The 14882-nt window shown below is 40.5% G+C and carries 13 protein-coding genes; 6 read left to right on the top strand and 7 right to left on the bottom strand.

Annotated elements, in window-relative coordinates; translation table 11 throughout:
• Window positions 1-25 precede the first annotated feature (25 nt).
• Entirely contained in the window at window positions 26-1180 is a 1155-nt protein-coding gene (locus tag DRZ93_RS10430) for a methyltransferase domain-containing protein (protein ID WP_113746552.1), read from the bottom strand.
• Window positions 1181-1289: 109 nt separating this feature from the next.
• On the opposite strand from DRZ93_RS10430, the gene DRZ93_RS10425 reads away from it, so the two are divergent.
• The 5 genes from DRZ93_RS10425 (at window position 1290) to DRZ93_RS10405 (ending at window position 7150) form a co-directional block, all read left to right on the top strand.
• Complete coding sequence (locus DRZ93_RS10425; protein WP_113743691.1) at window positions 1290-2573, top strand: alpha/beta fold hydrolase; 1284 nt, start codon at window positions 1290-1292, stop codon at window positions 2571-2573.
• Between the two features lie 9 nt (window positions 2574-2582).
• Window positions 2583-3692 (top strand): glutamate 5-kinase, encoded by a 1110-nt coding sequence (gene proB, locus DRZ93_RS10420; RefSeq protein ID WP_218564288.1) that lies wholly within the window; start codon window positions 2583-2585, stop codon window positions 3690-3692.
• Window positions 3693-3695: 3 nt separating this feature from the next.
• Window positions 3696-4967: a glutamate-5-semialdehyde dehydrogenase gene (locus DRZ93_RS10415; protein ID WP_113746550.1), complete on the top strand. Its 1272-nt coding sequence runs from the start codon at window positions 3696-3698 to the stop codon at window positions 4965-4967.
• Between the two features lie 133 nt (window positions 4968-5100).
• Window positions 5101-6027: a flagellin N-terminal helical domain-containing protein gene (locus DRZ93_RS10410; protein WP_113746549.1), complete on the top strand. Its 927-nt coding sequence runs from the start codon at window positions 5101-5103 to the stop codon at window positions 6025-6027.
• Between the two features lie 208 nt (window positions 6028-6235).
• Complete coding sequence (locus tag DRZ93_RS10405; RefSeq protein WP_113743695.1) at window positions 6236-7150, top strand: flagellin N-terminal helical domain-containing protein; 915 nt, start codon at window positions 6236-6238, stop codon at window positions 7148-7150.
• Window positions 7151-7234: 84 nt separating this feature from the next.
• Here DRZ93_RS10405 and DRZ93_RS10400 read toward each other — a convergent pair whose 3' ends face one another.
• Window positions 7235-8131 carry a universal stress protein gene (locus DRZ93_RS10400; RefSeq protein ID WP_113743696.1) on the bottom strand — a complete coding sequence of 299 codons (897 nt, stop codon included), beginning with the start codon at window positions 8129-8131 and terminating at the stop codon, window positions 7235-7237.
• A gap of 222 nt (window positions 8132-8353) precedes the next feature.
• On the opposite strand from DRZ93_RS10400, the gene modF reads away from it, so the two are divergent.
• Complete coding sequence (gene modF, locus DRZ93_RS10395) at window positions 8354-9808, top strand: molybdate ABC transporter ATP-binding protein ModF (RefSeq protein ID WP_113746548.1); 1455 nt, start codon at window positions 8354-8356, stop codon at window positions 9806-9808.
• A 41-nt stretch (window positions 9809-9849) separates the two neighbouring features.
• Here modF and ychF read toward each other — a convergent pair whose 3' ends face one another.
• The 5 genes from ychF to DRZ93_RS10370 all read right to left on the bottom strand — a co-directional run bounded on the left by ychF (window position 9850) and on the right by DRZ93_RS10370 (window position 14827).
• A complete protein-coding gene (gene ychF / locus DRZ93_RS10390; protein WP_113743698.1) occupies window positions 9850-10944 on the bottom strand; it encodes a redox-regulated ATPase YchF in 1095 nt (364 codons plus the stop codon).
• Window positions 10945-11550 (bottom strand): aminoacyl-tRNA hydrolase, encoded by a 606-nt coding sequence (pth, locus tag DRZ93_RS10385; protein ID WP_113746547.1) that lies wholly within the window; start codon window positions 11548-11550, stop codon window positions 10945-10947.
• The gene (gene folK / locus DRZ93_RS10380; RefSeq protein WP_113746546.1) at window positions 11537-12037 is read right to left on the bottom strand and encodes a 2-amino-4-hydroxy-6-hydroxymethyldihydropteridine diphosphokinase; all 501 of its coding nucleotides are present in this window, start codon (window positions 12035-12037) and stop codon (window positions 11537-11539) included. Before folK ends, pth begins: the two co-directional genes overlap by 14 nt.
• Before the next feature lie 3 nt (window positions 12038-12040).
• Window positions 12041-13537: a polynucleotide adenylyltransferase PcnB gene (pcnB, locus tag DRZ93_RS10375; protein WP_258400083.1), complete on the bottom strand. Its 1497-nt coding sequence runs from the start codon at window positions 13535-13537 to the stop codon at window positions 12041-12043.
• A 138-nt stretch (window positions 13538-13675) separates the two neighbouring features.
• A complete protein-coding gene (locus DRZ93_RS10370) occupies window positions 13676-14827 on the bottom strand; it encodes a methyltransferase domain-containing protein (RefSeq protein ID WP_113743702.1) in 1152 nt (383 codons plus the stop codon).
• Window positions 14828-14882: the final 55 nt, after the last annotated feature.

Here is a 14882-nt window from a genome sequence, read left to right as displayed (position 1 = left end):
GGTTTTTTGATGGTTAAAGCTTTTATCAGATATAGAAGAGATCTTTTACTTTGCAGTTTAACTGCTTTATTCTCTCTAGAATCTCATTGGTAAATTCATGTGAGGCGCAGATGATAAGAGCATCAATCTCTTTATCCTTAAGAGAGTTTACAGAGTTTACAGTAAACTTGGTCTTGCATGGGGAGACATAAGTTTTACCTTTTCTGTCCTCATGACCGTCAACCACATAAAAATCAATTCTTGAGAGCAGCTCGTGATCTACAGTATCAAGCATTCTGAAGGTGGTTGAGCCTGTACCCCACAGTACAATCTGATCTTTCTGGTGGTTTTCAATAAAGTCCTTGATTTTTATCTGATTCTCAAGGCTGATTGGATGGCTGTTAAGACCTGCAATGGTACGCTCTAAATCCTTTTGAGCCTCCTCCTGACTGAAGAAAGGTACATGAGCTTCACCAGCCTTGAGCTTAACAAAGACGGCGCGGTTAAACTCGCTGTTATCTTTTGCCTCATAGCCTTCAATCATATTAAAGCCATGATCGCAGGCCAGTCTGTCAAAGGCAGACAGAGGAATGCGGTAGTTTTGAGTTGCAAGCGCAATCTTTGATGAAGGTACTTCAAAAATAATATAGCCGCCTTCTTTAAGATTATCTCTTAGATTTTCAAATATGGCATTAAGATCGGTAAAGATGTCTACAGAACTTTGCAGAATAAAGCCATCAAGCTTAGGATTGAACTTTATATCATAGGTATAAAAGTCCTTGCAGGCAGTAATATGCTCTGTAGAGGTAAATTCAGCACCTGGATCATAACCTGTAAGATTGGTATAACCCTTTTGTTCGAGCAGTTTTAAAAGATTGCCGCTTCTTGAGCCAATCTCGACAATGGCATCATCTTTTTTAAGGTATTTTTCAATATATTCAGTAATCTTGGTGTAGTGATTGACGCCTATGCCAGCATATGCACCTAAAAATCCTGTTTTGCAGGCATAATCAATAAGATCCTGCGGCAGGGAATTTAAGTTAAAGCCTATATGACAGTCAAGACAGATAGCGCTTTCCACAGTTGCGCTGGCACCATTGTATGGATTGTCATACTCAAGAGGACTTACCACTATAAGTTCACGTATGGTATTAAGACGTTTGATATTTGAGCTATTGCAATAAGGGCATTGTGTTAACATCTAAAACTCCTTTATTTATATTAACTCAATGATACTATAATATTTGTCATTAGGGCATGATAAAGGTGTATATACCCAACATAAATCTTGTAAAGCGCTGGAGATAGTTATGAGTGATAGCCATGAAAGTAAAAATCTAAGTGAAATTCTGTTCAAGCCTCGGCGCACCTCTCGTGAGACCTCTGTTATATCAAATTCAGATTTGAACATATCTGAGGATCATCTTTTTGGCGGCTATCTTACAGGTTATTTCAACAAGTGGTATCGTCCTGTATATCGCTTTTTGTGGACCTGGCTTGGCGGCAATCTGCTCGATATTGATATGGCTCTTGCTAAAATTGCAGCTAGTGACAATAAAAGATCGCGTGAAAACTGCCTGGATACAGTTATAGATTATGGTCCTGGCAACTGGATTTATGAATTTTCAAGTATAGCTCAGGATCGCTATTTAAGGGCCAAGCAGGAGCTTTTGGCAGGAGAAGAAAAGGCGGCCAGCCATCATTTTAGAATGGCATCGCGCTATTTTGCCATAGCATCATATCCTAATTTAAAAGGTGATGATCTGGCAGCTGAATCTGCTCTTTTAGGCCGCAAATCCTATCGCGAGATCTTTGCCCATGATAAGGATCTGGGGTATTTTTCAGAGGAGAGCTTTAAGGTGCGTGATACAACAGTCACAGCCTTTTTACACAGTCCTGATAATACCTCCTTGCACCCATGCGTCATTATTGCAGGTACCTACTGGCAAAGTGCCATTGACTATTTCCGTATCTATGCTGACTATTTAAGCCGTCATGGTATTGCTGTTTTAATTCTGGATCTGCCAGGTGTGGGCGGCAGTATTTCACTGTCTTTAAACGAAAGAAGCTCTGATATACTTGAATCTGCCATTGAACATCTTAAAGAGAAGGTGCCTTTTATTGACAGCACCAATATAGGTGTTACAGCACATTCTGTAGGCTGCAATCCTGTAGTACGTCTGTCCATATTGCGCCCTGATCTTATAAAGGCCATAGCTCTTATCGATCCTATGGTTGACAAGCTTTATACCAATCAGGATTTTTTAAATGAAATGCCTCTTTGCAACAGAGCTTCACTTGCCAACAGAATGGGGCTTGATGCTGCAAGCTGGTCTACCATTATTCCACAGCTGCAGATTATGTCACTTAAAAAGCAGGGACTTTTGTCAATGTCAGGCAATTGTGCCATACCATGCTTTATCTGCTCTTTATCCCATGGCAAAATAAAAAATGATGATGTTAAACTTATCAACTACAATTTTAAGAATACCTATATAAAAGAGTTTAAAAAATTAAGTTTCACTATGCGGGATTTTCCTGTATTTCTGGAGATTGAAAAGTTTTTCTGTCAGAAATTTGATATAGAAAATTAGGATTTGAATGTGAAAGATTGCAAAACAGTTGTTGTAAAGCTTGGAACCAGTACTTTAACCAGAGGCTCAAAACATTTAAATAAAGCCCATATGCTGGAGATTGTAAGAGCAGTGGCCGCCCTTAAAAGTCAAGGACATAAGGTGCTTTTAGTCTCATCAGGTGCCGTGGCTGCAGGACGTGAACAGTTAAATGATCCTAAATTGCCTGCGCTTTTGAGCTCAAAGCAGATGTTAGCCTCTGTAGGTCAGAGCAAGCTTATGGAGCTGTATGAAAGATTTTTCTCTATTTATAACATACATATAGGACAGATACTTTTAACCCGAGCCGATCTGGAAAACCGCGAGCGCTTTTTAAATGCTAAGGATACATTATCTGCCCTTTTGGAGCATGACATAATACCTGTTATCAATGAAAATGATGCTGTATCCACTATGGAAATTAAAGTGGGTGACAATGACAATATGGCAGCACTGACCGGTATTTTATGCTCTGCTGATATGGTGATACTGCTAACAGATCAAAAAGGTCTGTATGACAGCGATCCAAGAGAAAATAAAGATGCAAAACTTATACGTGAAGTAACAGAGATTAATGAAGATATTATAAAAGTGGCAGGCGGTTCGGGCACCACACTTGGCACCGGTGGCATGTCCACCAAGGTTAAAGCTGCAAGGGTAGCTACAATGGCAGGTATTACCTTGGTTGTGGCCTCAGGTGATGATCCGCAGATAATTGCCGATATAGTCAGTGAAAAGGCCGAGGCTACTTATTTTAGACCGCAGCTTAGCAAAATACAGTCACGCAAGATCTGGATACAGGCAGCAACTAAAACCTCTGGCTCTGTGGTTATTGATGATGGTGCAGTACAGGCGCTGATGCAGGATGGATCAAGTCTTCTGCCATCTGGTATCAAAAAAGTGTGCGGCGAGTTTGAGCGTGGCAGCTGTATATCTGTGACAGACTCTAAAGGTATAGCTCTGGCTATAGGCATATGCCGCTATAACAGCGATGAAATTGATATTATAAAGGGTCTTAAATCACATGATATTGAAGAGGCTCTTGGTTTTTCGCATGGAGCTGTAGTTATACATCGTGATGATTTATGCATAGAGAGCTGATATATGGATATTAAACTTTTAGAAAATATTATAAACAATGCCCACAGAGCAAGTTTTGATATAGGCTCATTTGACAGTGCACTTAAAAATAAAATACTGCACTCATTACATGACATTCTTTGTAAGAACAAAGATCTTATCTTTAAAGAAAATGAAAAAGATATAAATGAGGCTAAGGACAGGGGCCTTAATGAGGCCATGACTGACAGATTAAGATTAAATGATGCCAGGTTTGAGGAAATGACTGATGGCATCTTAAGGCTTATAGCCTTAGATGATCCTGTGGGCACAGTCAGTGAGGGCAGACAGGTAACATCAGGTCTTAAGATACAAAAAGTCAGTGTACCTTTTGGTCTTGTTGGTGTTATATATGAATCACGTCCCAATGTAACTGTGGATATTGCCGCTTTGTGCATTAAATCTGGCAATGCTGCCATACTGCGTGGCGGATCTGAGGCCTATCATACCAATCTCTGTCTGCACAGTCTTATAGTTAAAGCGCTAAAGAGTCTTGATGTCAATGAGCATATAGTAAGCTTTATTGCCTCAAAAGACAGAGAGGATGTGCTCAATATGCTCTCTTTTGACCGCTATATAGATGTAATTATTCCGCGCGGAGGTGAGGCTCTGCACAGATTATGTCAGAAAAACTCTAGCATACCTGTTATTGTAGGCGGTTTTGGCATATCACATATTTTTGTAGATGAGGGTGCTGACAGGGATAAATGTACAGATGTAATTTTAAATGCCAAGTTAAGCAAGCCATCAGCCTGCAACTCATTAGATACTCTGCTCATTCATAAAAATCTTGACAGAGATCTTTTAGCCAGCATAGTTAAGGCTTTAAAGGAGCATAAGGTTAGCATCTATGCAGACAGGGCTATGTTTGATGAGCTTTTACATATGGGCTTTGGCGATTATATTAAAGCTACAGATTCACAGAGTTTTGATACAGAGTATCTGTCTTTGGCTCTTAATATCACTTTTGTGGATGATGTCTATGCCGCTCTTTTACATATGCGTGAGCATGGAGCTATACACTCTGATGCCATTCTAACTGAAAATCTCCATCATGCTGATATTTTTACCAAGGGAGCCACATCAGCTTGCGTCTATGTCAATGCCTCAACCCGTTTTACAGATGGCGGACAGTTTGGTATGGGAGCTGAAGTTGCCATATCAACACAAAAACTGCATGTCAGAGGGCCTATGGGACTAAAAGAGCTTAATACCTATAAATATATCTGCTCTGGTGAATATATCTCAAGAAAGTGATAAATAAGCCATGCGTACGACATGGCTTATACAAAAAAAGCTATAGTTTTATAAAAAGACTAAAGGTTTTGACAGTGCTGTCGTTAATAAAAACAACTAAGCAATAATAATAAGTATTAAAGAGGAATTCACCATGGCCTTGTTTGTAAATACCAACGTTTCATCAATTAACGGTCAGCGCAATCTTACCAATGCAACCAACAATTTAAATACCACCTATCAGAGATTATCCTCTGGTATGCGTATTAACTCTGCCAAAGATGACGCTGCCGGTCTGCAGATTTCTGATCGTTTAACATCTCAGATCAATGGTTTAAATCAGGGTAACCGCAATACCAATGACGGCATTGCTTTGGCTCAGACCATGGAAGGCGCTATGGATGAGATGACCACTATGCTACAGCGTATACGTACCTTAGCCGTACAGTCATCAAACGGTACCAATAACGCCAAAGACCGTGAAGCAATACAACAGGAAGTAACACAGTTATCAAATGAGATTACCCGCATTGCTTGTGCTACAAAGTTTGGTGGTGAGCAGATTTTAGCAGGTGTTGGTGGTGCAGCTGCTGGTGGTGGTGCAGCGGCCAATGGTCTTATCGATAAAGATGGTACCATAACAATTCAGGTTGGTGCCTATCAGGGCGATACTCTCAAAATGACAGGCTTCTCTACTGGATTTACTTTAAGTAAGATGGCCTCTAATGCTATAGGTGCAGCAGGTCCTACAGCTGCAGATCATGGATTTGCTGGAGCTGTCTTTGCTGTTTCATTACAGTCATTTGCACAAAAAGCCATTGATACGGTAGATAAGTTTATCGCAGCGATTGATACTCAACGTGCTCACTTAGGTGCTATGCAGAACCGTATGGAATCATCAATTCGCAATCAGTCAAATGTTTCCATGAACGTATCTGATGCCCGTGCCCGTATCCGTGATACAGACTTTGCCGAAGAGTCAGCAAAACTGTCACAGCAGACCATCATTCAGCAGGCAGCATCATCCATGCTGACACAGGCCAACTCAAGACCACAGCTGGCCCTGTCACTGCTTGGCTAAAAATTTCTAAATTTGAATTCTGTTTGATTAAGGGAGGCTCAGGCCTCCTTTTTTCATCTGCGTTGTATATATCAAAAGGCACTAAGTCTATGGACTTTAGTTTCATATAATCTAAAGATAAAAAAGTAGTAAATTATCCTAAAGTTTTAATTTATAAAACCGTTAATAAGATAAGCTATATACGCAAATAATATTTAGGGGTTTTAACATGGCCTTGTTTGTAAATACTAATGTTTCCTCAATTAATGGTCAGCGCAATCTTACCAATGCTACCAACAGTTTAAATACAACCTATCAGAGATTATCGTCAGGTCTGCGTATCAACTCTGCTAAAGATGATGCCGCTGGCCTTCAGATTTCAGATCGTTTAACCTCACAAATCAACGGTTTAAATCAGGCCAATCGCAATACCAATGACGGTATAGCTTTTGCTCAGACAGCTGAGGGCGCCTTGGATGAAATGAGTAATATGATGCAGCGCATCCGTACTTTAGCTGTACAGTCTGCCAACGGTACCAATAATGCCAAGGACAGAGATGCTATTCAGCAGGAAGTAACACAGCTGTCTCATGAAATTACCCGTATTGCCTGCCACACCAAGTACGCAGGTGAAAAGTTTATGGCGGGTCCAAACAATGCAGCTCAGGGTCAGCCATCATTTTTAAATTCAAAGGCAGCTGTTACTGTGCAGGTAGGCGCCTATCAGGGTGATACTCTTGATATATTATTTTTCTCAAGCGGCTTTGTCATGTCTGCTATAGTAGATGAAGTGCTTAAAAAGAAAGTTGACGGTACTGAAGGCTTTAATAAAGATACCGGTGCCTTTACTGTAAGTAAGCAGTCTTTAGCTGCCCTTGCAATTACTATGGCTGATGACTATATAAGAGCTATTGACTTCCAGCGCTCCGTTTTAGGTGCCATGCAGAATCGTATGGAATCATCAATACGCAATCAGTCGAATGTGGCTATGAACGTATCTGATGCTCGCGCCCGTATCCGTGATACTGACTTTGCAGAAGAGTCTGCCAAACTGTCACAGCAGACCATCATTCAGCAGGCTGCCTCATCCATGCTGACACAGGCTAACTCAAGACCACAGCTGGCTTTATCACTGCTTGGTTAATAAAAAAGATAAATGAGAGATCTCTCCTTTATCTAATAATAAAAATGGCGCCTAATGGCGCCATAATTGTTTTAATGCCTAAAATCAGTCACATTCGCACCTGCTTTCTCTGGCATTGACAATAAATACATCTCCTTTTATCTGCTCTAATACAAGCTCACTTGCATTACAGTTTATAGAGCCTAAAAGTCCTGTTTTATTTGATGTTCCCATGCAGACCATACGTGCCTCAAGATTGCGGCACAGCTTTGGTATTTCCTCATCGACACGGCCGATTAGTACATGGGTTCTGTCATCGCCTATATCATGCTTTACAGCAAACTCTTTTAATAGTTTGTTATGAAGATCCTTTCTTGAATCAGAATTGTTGCTGATAATGGCAGACATAGTGGTATTGGCAGACATCAGACCATGATGCAGAGGTGATACTACATTGGCCACATGTATCTCACCATTGAAGTGATCTGCAAAGATTCTGGCCTTTTCATAGAGTTTCTCATCAACATCAAAATCATGATCATCCTCATCAAAGTCAATAGCCAGTAAAATAGCCCGACCTAAACGCTGAGGAGCATTGGCGTCTTTAACCACAAGCAGAGGGACTGCAATCTGACGCATAATGCAGCAGTCAATGGTACTTATAAAGAGATCTTTTATGGTATTGCGCTTGTTGGCACTGATAATTGCCAGATCAAAGTGACCTGCATTGGCCTCATTTACAAAGGTATCAGGTACATTCTCGCTAAAGATCACCAGAGGAATAAGATTCTTGATTGAAGGGTAGGATGCGCCTATTCTGGCAATTTCCCTTTCGGTCTGAGCCTTGATTTTGTCTATCTGCTGTGAGTCAAATTCATTTATAACTCTGCATGCAACAATTTCTATTTCTGGCAGAAATCTAGCAAACTGAGCTGCACGATCAAGAGCGGGCTGATTATCACCAGGCTTTAATAAAATAATTACTCTGTAGTTCTGACTCATATAGGCCCCCCAATGTTTTTTACGTCGATAAATTTAGATCCTTATATTTATAATTTAATATATATTTTTGATATTAATATTAAAAAATTCATTATTTTTGACATGGGTACACTTTTAACTGATTATTTTTGTCGCACCTTTTATGTGCCTTTTTAAACACTGTTTTAATAAAAATTCAAAGTGTTTTAAGATAAAAAAACAGTTGTTAAAACAGGTATCATCATGGAACTTCTCAATATTTCTAAAGCCTCCTTTGCTATTAAGGAGGGACTGTCATGTCACATTGAAAATCTAGTGGTAAATACTGATAGTCTATGGGTTTTAGTAGGGGCCAATGCCTCTGGTAAAAGCTCTGTAGCCAAAGCCATTGCAGGTGCTATTGAATGCACAAATGGACAGTGTGTAAAAGACAGGTCATGTAAATGTGCTTTAGTTTCATTTGAAAGACAGAGCGAGCTTTTTGAAGATGACTTTAAGTACAGAAATTCAGATACCAATTCAGATGAGGAGCTAAATGGTATCAGGGTGTCTGACTATCTGTCAGGGTGTAATAAAGAGTATGTTACAAAAGCCATGGAGCTTTTGCATATAGACTATCTTTATGACAGGCCGGTGCGTGTGCTCTCAGGTGGAGAGGGGCGCAAAATTATGATTGTAAAGGCAATCTGCTCTGATAATAATCTTATTGTGCTTGATACTCCATTTGATGCCCTGGATACAGAATCAAGATGCAGACTTATTGAAATAATTGAATATATACATCAAAACACAGCCTGTGCCATTGTACTTATTGTCAACAGAAAAGAGGAAATTCCACAGAGTGCATCAAACTTTGGTCTTATAAGTGCATTAAGTCTTAAAAAAACAGGTGACAGAAAATTGCTTGATGACAGTGATTTTGCCTCTTTTTTAAATATAGTCTCACTGCCGCAGATTACTATTCCCAAAGCGCCTTTTAAATTTATACAAAAGGATGTGGCAGGGGATAATCTTGTGACTATGCACAAAGTTAACATCACCTATGACAGAGTTATTTTCAAAGATTTTGATTTTACACTCAACAAAGGAGATCACTATCAGATCTTAGGGCCTAACGGCTGCGGTAAATCCACGCTCATCTCCCTTATAACAGGTGACAATCCTTTGGTCTATGTCAATGATATAACTGTCTTTGGCTATAAAAGAGGACAGGGTGAGTCTATCTGGGATATTAAAAAATACTATGGCCTGGTATCAGGTGCCCTGCATCTTGACTACAGAGTCTCATCGCCTGTCATCAATGTCATACTCTCAGGCTTTTATGATTCAATTGGCCTTTATACCAAAGCCTCTGATGATGAGATCAAATGCGCCAGAGCCTGGCTTGAAATTGCTGGTCTGTCCCATCTGCAGCGCCGCTCATTTAAAGAGCTGTCATTTGGACAGCAAAGACTTGTGCTTATTATAAGAGCCCTTATAAAAATACCGCCTTTGCTTATTCTTGATGAACCGCTGCAGGGACTTGATACCTATGGTCGAGAGCTTGTCAAAGAATTTATATCTGTGATTATTGAAAACTCTAAGACCACTGTGATCTTTGTATCTCATCATACAGAAGATACGCCGCGCGGCATCAAATATAATCTGCGCTTTGTGCCATGCGATGGCGGCTATACAATTGAGAATGACAGGATCTAAAGACAAAGGTGCCAGATTGCTTTGGCACCTTTTAAGAATGATTAGACGTTAAAGAGGAACTCAAAGAGATCGCCGTCTTTAACTATATAGTCCTTACCCTCAGCGCGCAGTTTGCCAGCCTCTTTGGCACCTGCCTCACCGTTGTACTTTATAAAGTCCTCATAGGCTATAGTCTGTGCACGGATAAAGCCACGCTCAAAATCAGAGTGAATCTTACCTGCTGCCTGTGGAGCAGTAGCACCAACCTTGACAGTCCAGGCTCTTACTTCCTTGACACCTGCTGTAAAGAAGGTCTGCAGACCTAAAAGGGAGTAGCCGGCGCGAATTACACGGTTAAGACCTGGTTCCTCAAGACCCAGGCTCTCCATAAACTCTGCTCTGTCCTCTTCCTCCATGGAAGCAAGTTCAGCCTCAATAGCTGCAGATACAGGTACTACAATGGACTTCTCCTTTGAGGCAAGCTCTCTTAGACGGTCAAGATATTCATTGTTCTCAAAACCTTCCTCAGAGACATTGGCAATGTACATGACAGGTTTTAAAGTCAGGAAGTTAAAACCCTTCATAGCAAACAGCTCTTCTTTGGTAAATTCAACCTCACGCAGCATTTTGCCAGACTCAAGAGCAGGCTTGCATTTTTCAAGTGCCACCACCTGAGCTAAAGCCTCCTTGTCACCTCCAGTTCTTGCTCTTTTCTCAAGACGGGATAAAGCCTTGGTGCAGACATCAAGATCGGCAAGAGCAAGCTCGGTGTTAATGACCTCAACATCATCAATAGGATCAACCTTGCCGTTGACGTGAATAACATTAGGATCATCAAAGCAGCGTACTACATGGGCAATAGCATCAGTCTCTCTGATATTCATTAAAAACTGATTGCCAAGGCCTTCACCCTGTGAAGCGCCCTTGACCAGACCTGCAATATCCACAAATTCCATAGTTGTAGGCACTATCTTCTGTGGTTTGACAATTTGTGCAATTTTATCTAAACGTGGATCTGGTACCGGAACTATACCTGTATTTGGTTCAATGGTACAGAATGGAAAGTTCTCTGCAGCAATGCCTGCCTTGGTCAGAGCATTGAATAAGGTTGATTTTCCAACGTTTGGAAGGCCTACGATGCCACAATTAAATCCCATTTATTTCTCCTTTAAAGGTTTAAAACCGTTAATAACTGATGTGCCCCTGTCAAGGCCCTGCTTGAACAGAACTGAAAGACCATGTACTGCACCTACAAGGCTCTGTTCAATAAGATCGCGGCTTTGTGGATCTGGTCTTGAGAGTACATAATTGACAACGTCTCTGTTGACAGGCTTGCCTATACCTATTCTTAATCTGTAGTAATTCTGTGAGCCACCAAGACAGGCACTTATGCTTTTAAGTCCATTGTGACCTGCAAGACCGCCGCCAAATTTGAGTTTTAGCGTGCCTGGTGCCAGATCAAGATCATCGTGCAGCACTAAAAGCTCCTCAGGGGCAATTTTAAAGAAATTGCACAGGGCGCCTACCGATCTGCCTGACTCGTTCATAAAGGTTGTAGGAAATACTACCCTTACCTCACAGCCCTCAATCTCGCCGCGACCTACAAGGCCTGAGAATTTGGAGTCTGGGGCCATATTGATTTTATATTTGTCACACAACATATAAAGGGCATCAAGGCCTATATTGTGCATGGTATGTTCATAGCGGTCGCCTGGATTACCAAGACCTGCTATAAGACGTATATTGCTTTTATTTGTTGCCATGTAACAACTCAACAGAATTTAAATCTTCATCACTAAGCTTTGCTTTGAGACTGTTTATGCTCATATTGTGCCCCGGCACTATAAAATCAGGGGCTATCTGTGCACATGGTATCAAAACAAAAGCCCTTTCATGCATGCGCGGATGGGGCAGTGTCAGAGTAGAGCCTGCATGCGTATAATTTGAAATGGCTATTATATCAAGATCAAGAGTGCGCGGGCCATTTTTTATAGTGCGTACTCTCTTGTGCAGCTGCTCTATATGCTGCAATCTGTGCAAAAGCTCTAAAGGCTCAAGATCACATTTAATAAGCATGGCTGCATTTATAAAATCATCCTGAAACAGATAACCTACAGGTTTGGTTTTATACAGGGAAGAGAAGGCAAGCTCTAAGACACCCTCAAGAGAGGCAATCTGCTCTTTAGCCTGCCATATAATATCTGAGCTCTGTCCCATATTTGAGCCAAGAGAGATTAAAACTGATGCCATAGTCTAAAATGGTATATCTTCGTTAATCTTGATATTTAGGATCTGAGCCTTCTGCTTGCGTCTGTTTTTTCTCTTCTCAAGAGTTTTGGCATGAGCGTTCTCTGCTATAGCTGATATGGCATCAGATCTGCCAAGCCCCTTTTGCTTTGAGTCGAAGTTCTTTTTCTTGCTCTCGCGCTTGAGCCTCTTTTCCATAAGTCTTTTTTCTTTGGCGGCCTTTTCAAGCTCATGAATTCTCACGCGCTCTTCATAATATGGCTGCCAGAAAATAACAGCATCTGCAAGATAAGGATCAACAGCAGCTCTTAGCTTTAAGAGATCAAAGGTTGCTCTGAATAAAGACTTTCTTGAAATAATATCAGCCTGTTCCTCTTTTTTAATGCTGATAAGATCAAGCTGATCCATCCATACTCTTGAGATATCCTCAATTACAAAGTATGGAATATTGATGCATGAGATCTGTCTGAAAATCTTGTCAATAAGGCCTTTGCGCTTTTCATAACTGACAGGGGCCATAAAACTGCTTTCCATAAGCTCAAAGAGTTTATTTTCAAACACAGGATAGAGCAGTATGGAGTAGAGAAAGTAAGGGACATTAAACTTGCCCTGGGCAATTCTCTGATCTGAACAGGTAAGTGCATATTCAATAAAGGCATTGCCTCTTTCTGAGGTCATAATATCAATATTGCTCTGACCGAAGATGTATTTGAGCAGATCGTACTTTTTCATCAGACGGTAGGCCTTAAGACCATAACCGCTCAACAGCAGTTTGTTTATTTCTTCATACATTCTGTCAGGAGATACATAGGTAAGATGTACGCCCATCTTTAAAATAGGGGCAGAGGTGCGCCTTGAAATCTTAAAATCAAGCTTGGCAGCAAAACGTATAGCCCTAATCATGCGTACAGGATCTTCTTCATAGCGTGTCTTAGGATCGCCTATGATATCAATTGTTTCATGGCACAGATCATAAAGACCTCCAAAGTAGTCGACTATGGAGAAGTTGGAAATATCATAATAAAGAGCATTTATAGTAAAGTCGCGGCGTGAGGCGTCATCTTTTAAGGATTTACCGTAATTGTTGTCTCTGACTAAGGCTCCATTGGTGCTTTTAGTAAAACGGTTGGTGCCATTGAGAGACTGCTGTGCCTGTGATTTTAAAGCCGATCTGAAAGTTGTAATCTCAACAATTTCATGTCCATAGACAGCATGGACTATTTTAAATCTGCGACCTATGATTCTGCTGTTGGAAATGACATTGGTAATCTGCTCAGGTCGTGCATTGGTTGACACGTCAAAATCTTTTGGAGCTTTACCAAGCAGCAGATCACGTACTGCTCCGCCTACAAGATAGGATTTAAAGCCACTGTCAATGAGCCTGTACATGGCCCTTAAAGCTTTTTCTGATATGTTGCGTCTTGAAATACAGTGTTTATCGCGTGTGAGCTCTAATTTGCAAAAACCGTTATTCTTAACCTTGGCCTTATGCTCTTTAAGAATGTCATCAAGACCTATGAGTAATGTAGAAATTTTATTAATCCTCAGTTGTAGCTGTATCTTGGTTATTTGCCAGGCATTATACCACTTTTGCCCGCCTTTTTTACATCAAAGGCAGGCATGGCTGTGTGCCCTTTAAAATCAGAGCACGCAGAAGATATTCTCAAGATCTTTCTTGAGCTTTAGCGCTGCATTTTTAATTTCAGCAGCATATTCAGAGCTTGAGCCTATAATTAGAGCTTTGCTGTTACATGAGGTAAGATCACTGATATGATGCACCTCATAGGCAACATTGGCAGGACTTACAAAATACTTGCCTTTGCGGCTTGCATCTGAATCAACCACAAAAAACTTAGCATTTTTCAAAAGAGAGCTGTCGGCGCAGTCTAATATTCTAAAAGCAGATGATCCTGTACCCCAGAGTATAATTTCATCATGGGTTTTCAAGATAGTATTTAAAGCGTCAGTATGCTCTGCATCAAGATAGTCTCTGTTTATATCCTGCACAAAATTTAAAGTCATGGCCTTAAGCTTTGCATCATCAAAATAAGGAACGTAGCTCTGACCCTGCGCTCTTTTTTGTAAAACTACATGCAGATAGCCGTCAAGCTCCTCAGAGTCTTTGGCAAAGACAATATTAAAGCCATTGTCACGGGCAATGCTCTCATAGCAGGCCATATGTAAAAACCAAAACTGCATGGCAAGAGGCACATGGCCACGGACATTTTCTATAATAAAATAGCCTCCGTCATTGAGCTTTTGATGTATAAAGCCAAAGAAATCATGCAGATCATTAAAAAAACCAAGAGAATTCTGACTTATAAAACAATTCTGTCTTTTAAGATCCTTAAGATCTGTAGTAAAGCACTCTTTAATACAGGTTATATGCTCGCTACTTTCAAACTCAGCACCTGGATCATAGCCTGTCAGATTGCTATAGCCTGCATTTTCCATAAGCTGCAGCAGTCTCCCTGTCTTTGAGCCTATTTCAATGACAGCATCATCTTTTTTTACAAATTTAAAGATAAGATCAAGTATCTTGTTGTAGTGATCCTGTCCTATATTATCTGTAGGCTTTATGTAACCAAAGGCGCAGGTTAAATCAAGAGCCTCCTGATCATACTCCTGTGCATTAAAACATAGATTGCAATCTTTACACAAAACAGGTCTTATAGTTGCAAAAGCACCGTTTACATGTCTGTACTCTTTATCAAGAGGAGCCGGGATTAACATTTCGCGTTTAACTTTAAGAGCCTCTACATTATTACTTTTACAGTATGGACAAGTATGCATAATCAATTCACTTCTGTTTAAAAAGGTTATTCAATTATCGTCAGGGATGTTTAAT

The sequence above is a fragment of the Anaerobiospirillum thomasii genome (genome assembly GCF_900445255.1).
GTDB lineage: Bacteria > Pseudomonadota > Gammaproteobacteria > Enterobacterales > Succinivibrionaceae > Anaerobiospirillum_A > Anaerobiospirillum_A thomasii.
The sequence above is the reverse complement of the archived record's forward strand: the minus strand, read 5'-3'. Positions and strand labels throughout refer to the sequence as shown.

Coding starts and splice junctions, on each gene's coding strand:
- DRZ93_RS10430 (WP_113746552.1), bottom strand. CDS start 1,180: ATGTTAACACAATGCCCTTATTGCAATAGCTCAAATATCAAACGTCTT.
- DRZ93_RS10425 (WP_113743691.1), top strand. CDS start 1,290: ATGAGTGATAGCCATGAAAGTAAAAATCTAAGTGAAATTCTGTTCAAG.
- DRZ93_RS10415 (WP_113746550.1), top strand. CDS start 3,696: ATGGATATTAAACTTTTAGAAAATATTATAAACAATGCCCACAGAGCA.
- DRZ93_RS10410 (WP_113746549.1), top strand. CDS start 5,101: ATGGCCTTGTTTGTAAATACCAACGTTTCATCAATTAACGGTCAGCGC.
- DRZ93_RS10405 (WP_113743695.1), top strand. CDS start 6,236: ATGGCCTTGTTTGTAAATACTAATGTTTCCTCAATTAATGGTCAGCGC.
- DRZ93_RS10400 (WP_113743696.1), bottom strand. CDS start 8,131: ATGAGTCAGAACTACAGAGTAATTATTTTATTAAAGCCTGGTGATAAT.
- modF (WP_113746548.1), top strand. CDS start 8,354: ATGGAACTTCTCAATATTTCTAAAGCCTCCTTTGCTATTAAGGAGGGA.
- ychF (WP_113743698.1), bottom strand. CDS start 10,944: ATGGGATTTAATTGTGGCATCGTAGGCCTTCCAAACGTTGGAAAATCA.
- pth (WP_113746547.1), bottom strand. CDS start 11,550: ATGGCAACAAATAAAAGCAATATACGTCTTATAGCAGGTCTTGGTAAT.
- folK (WP_113746546.1), bottom strand. CDS start 12,037: ATGGCATCAGTTTTAATCTCTCTTGGCTCAAATATGGGACAGAGCTCA.
- DRZ93_RS10370 (WP_113743702.1), bottom strand. CDS start 14,827: ATGCATACTTGTCCATACTGTAAAAGTAATAATGTAGAGGCTCTTAAA.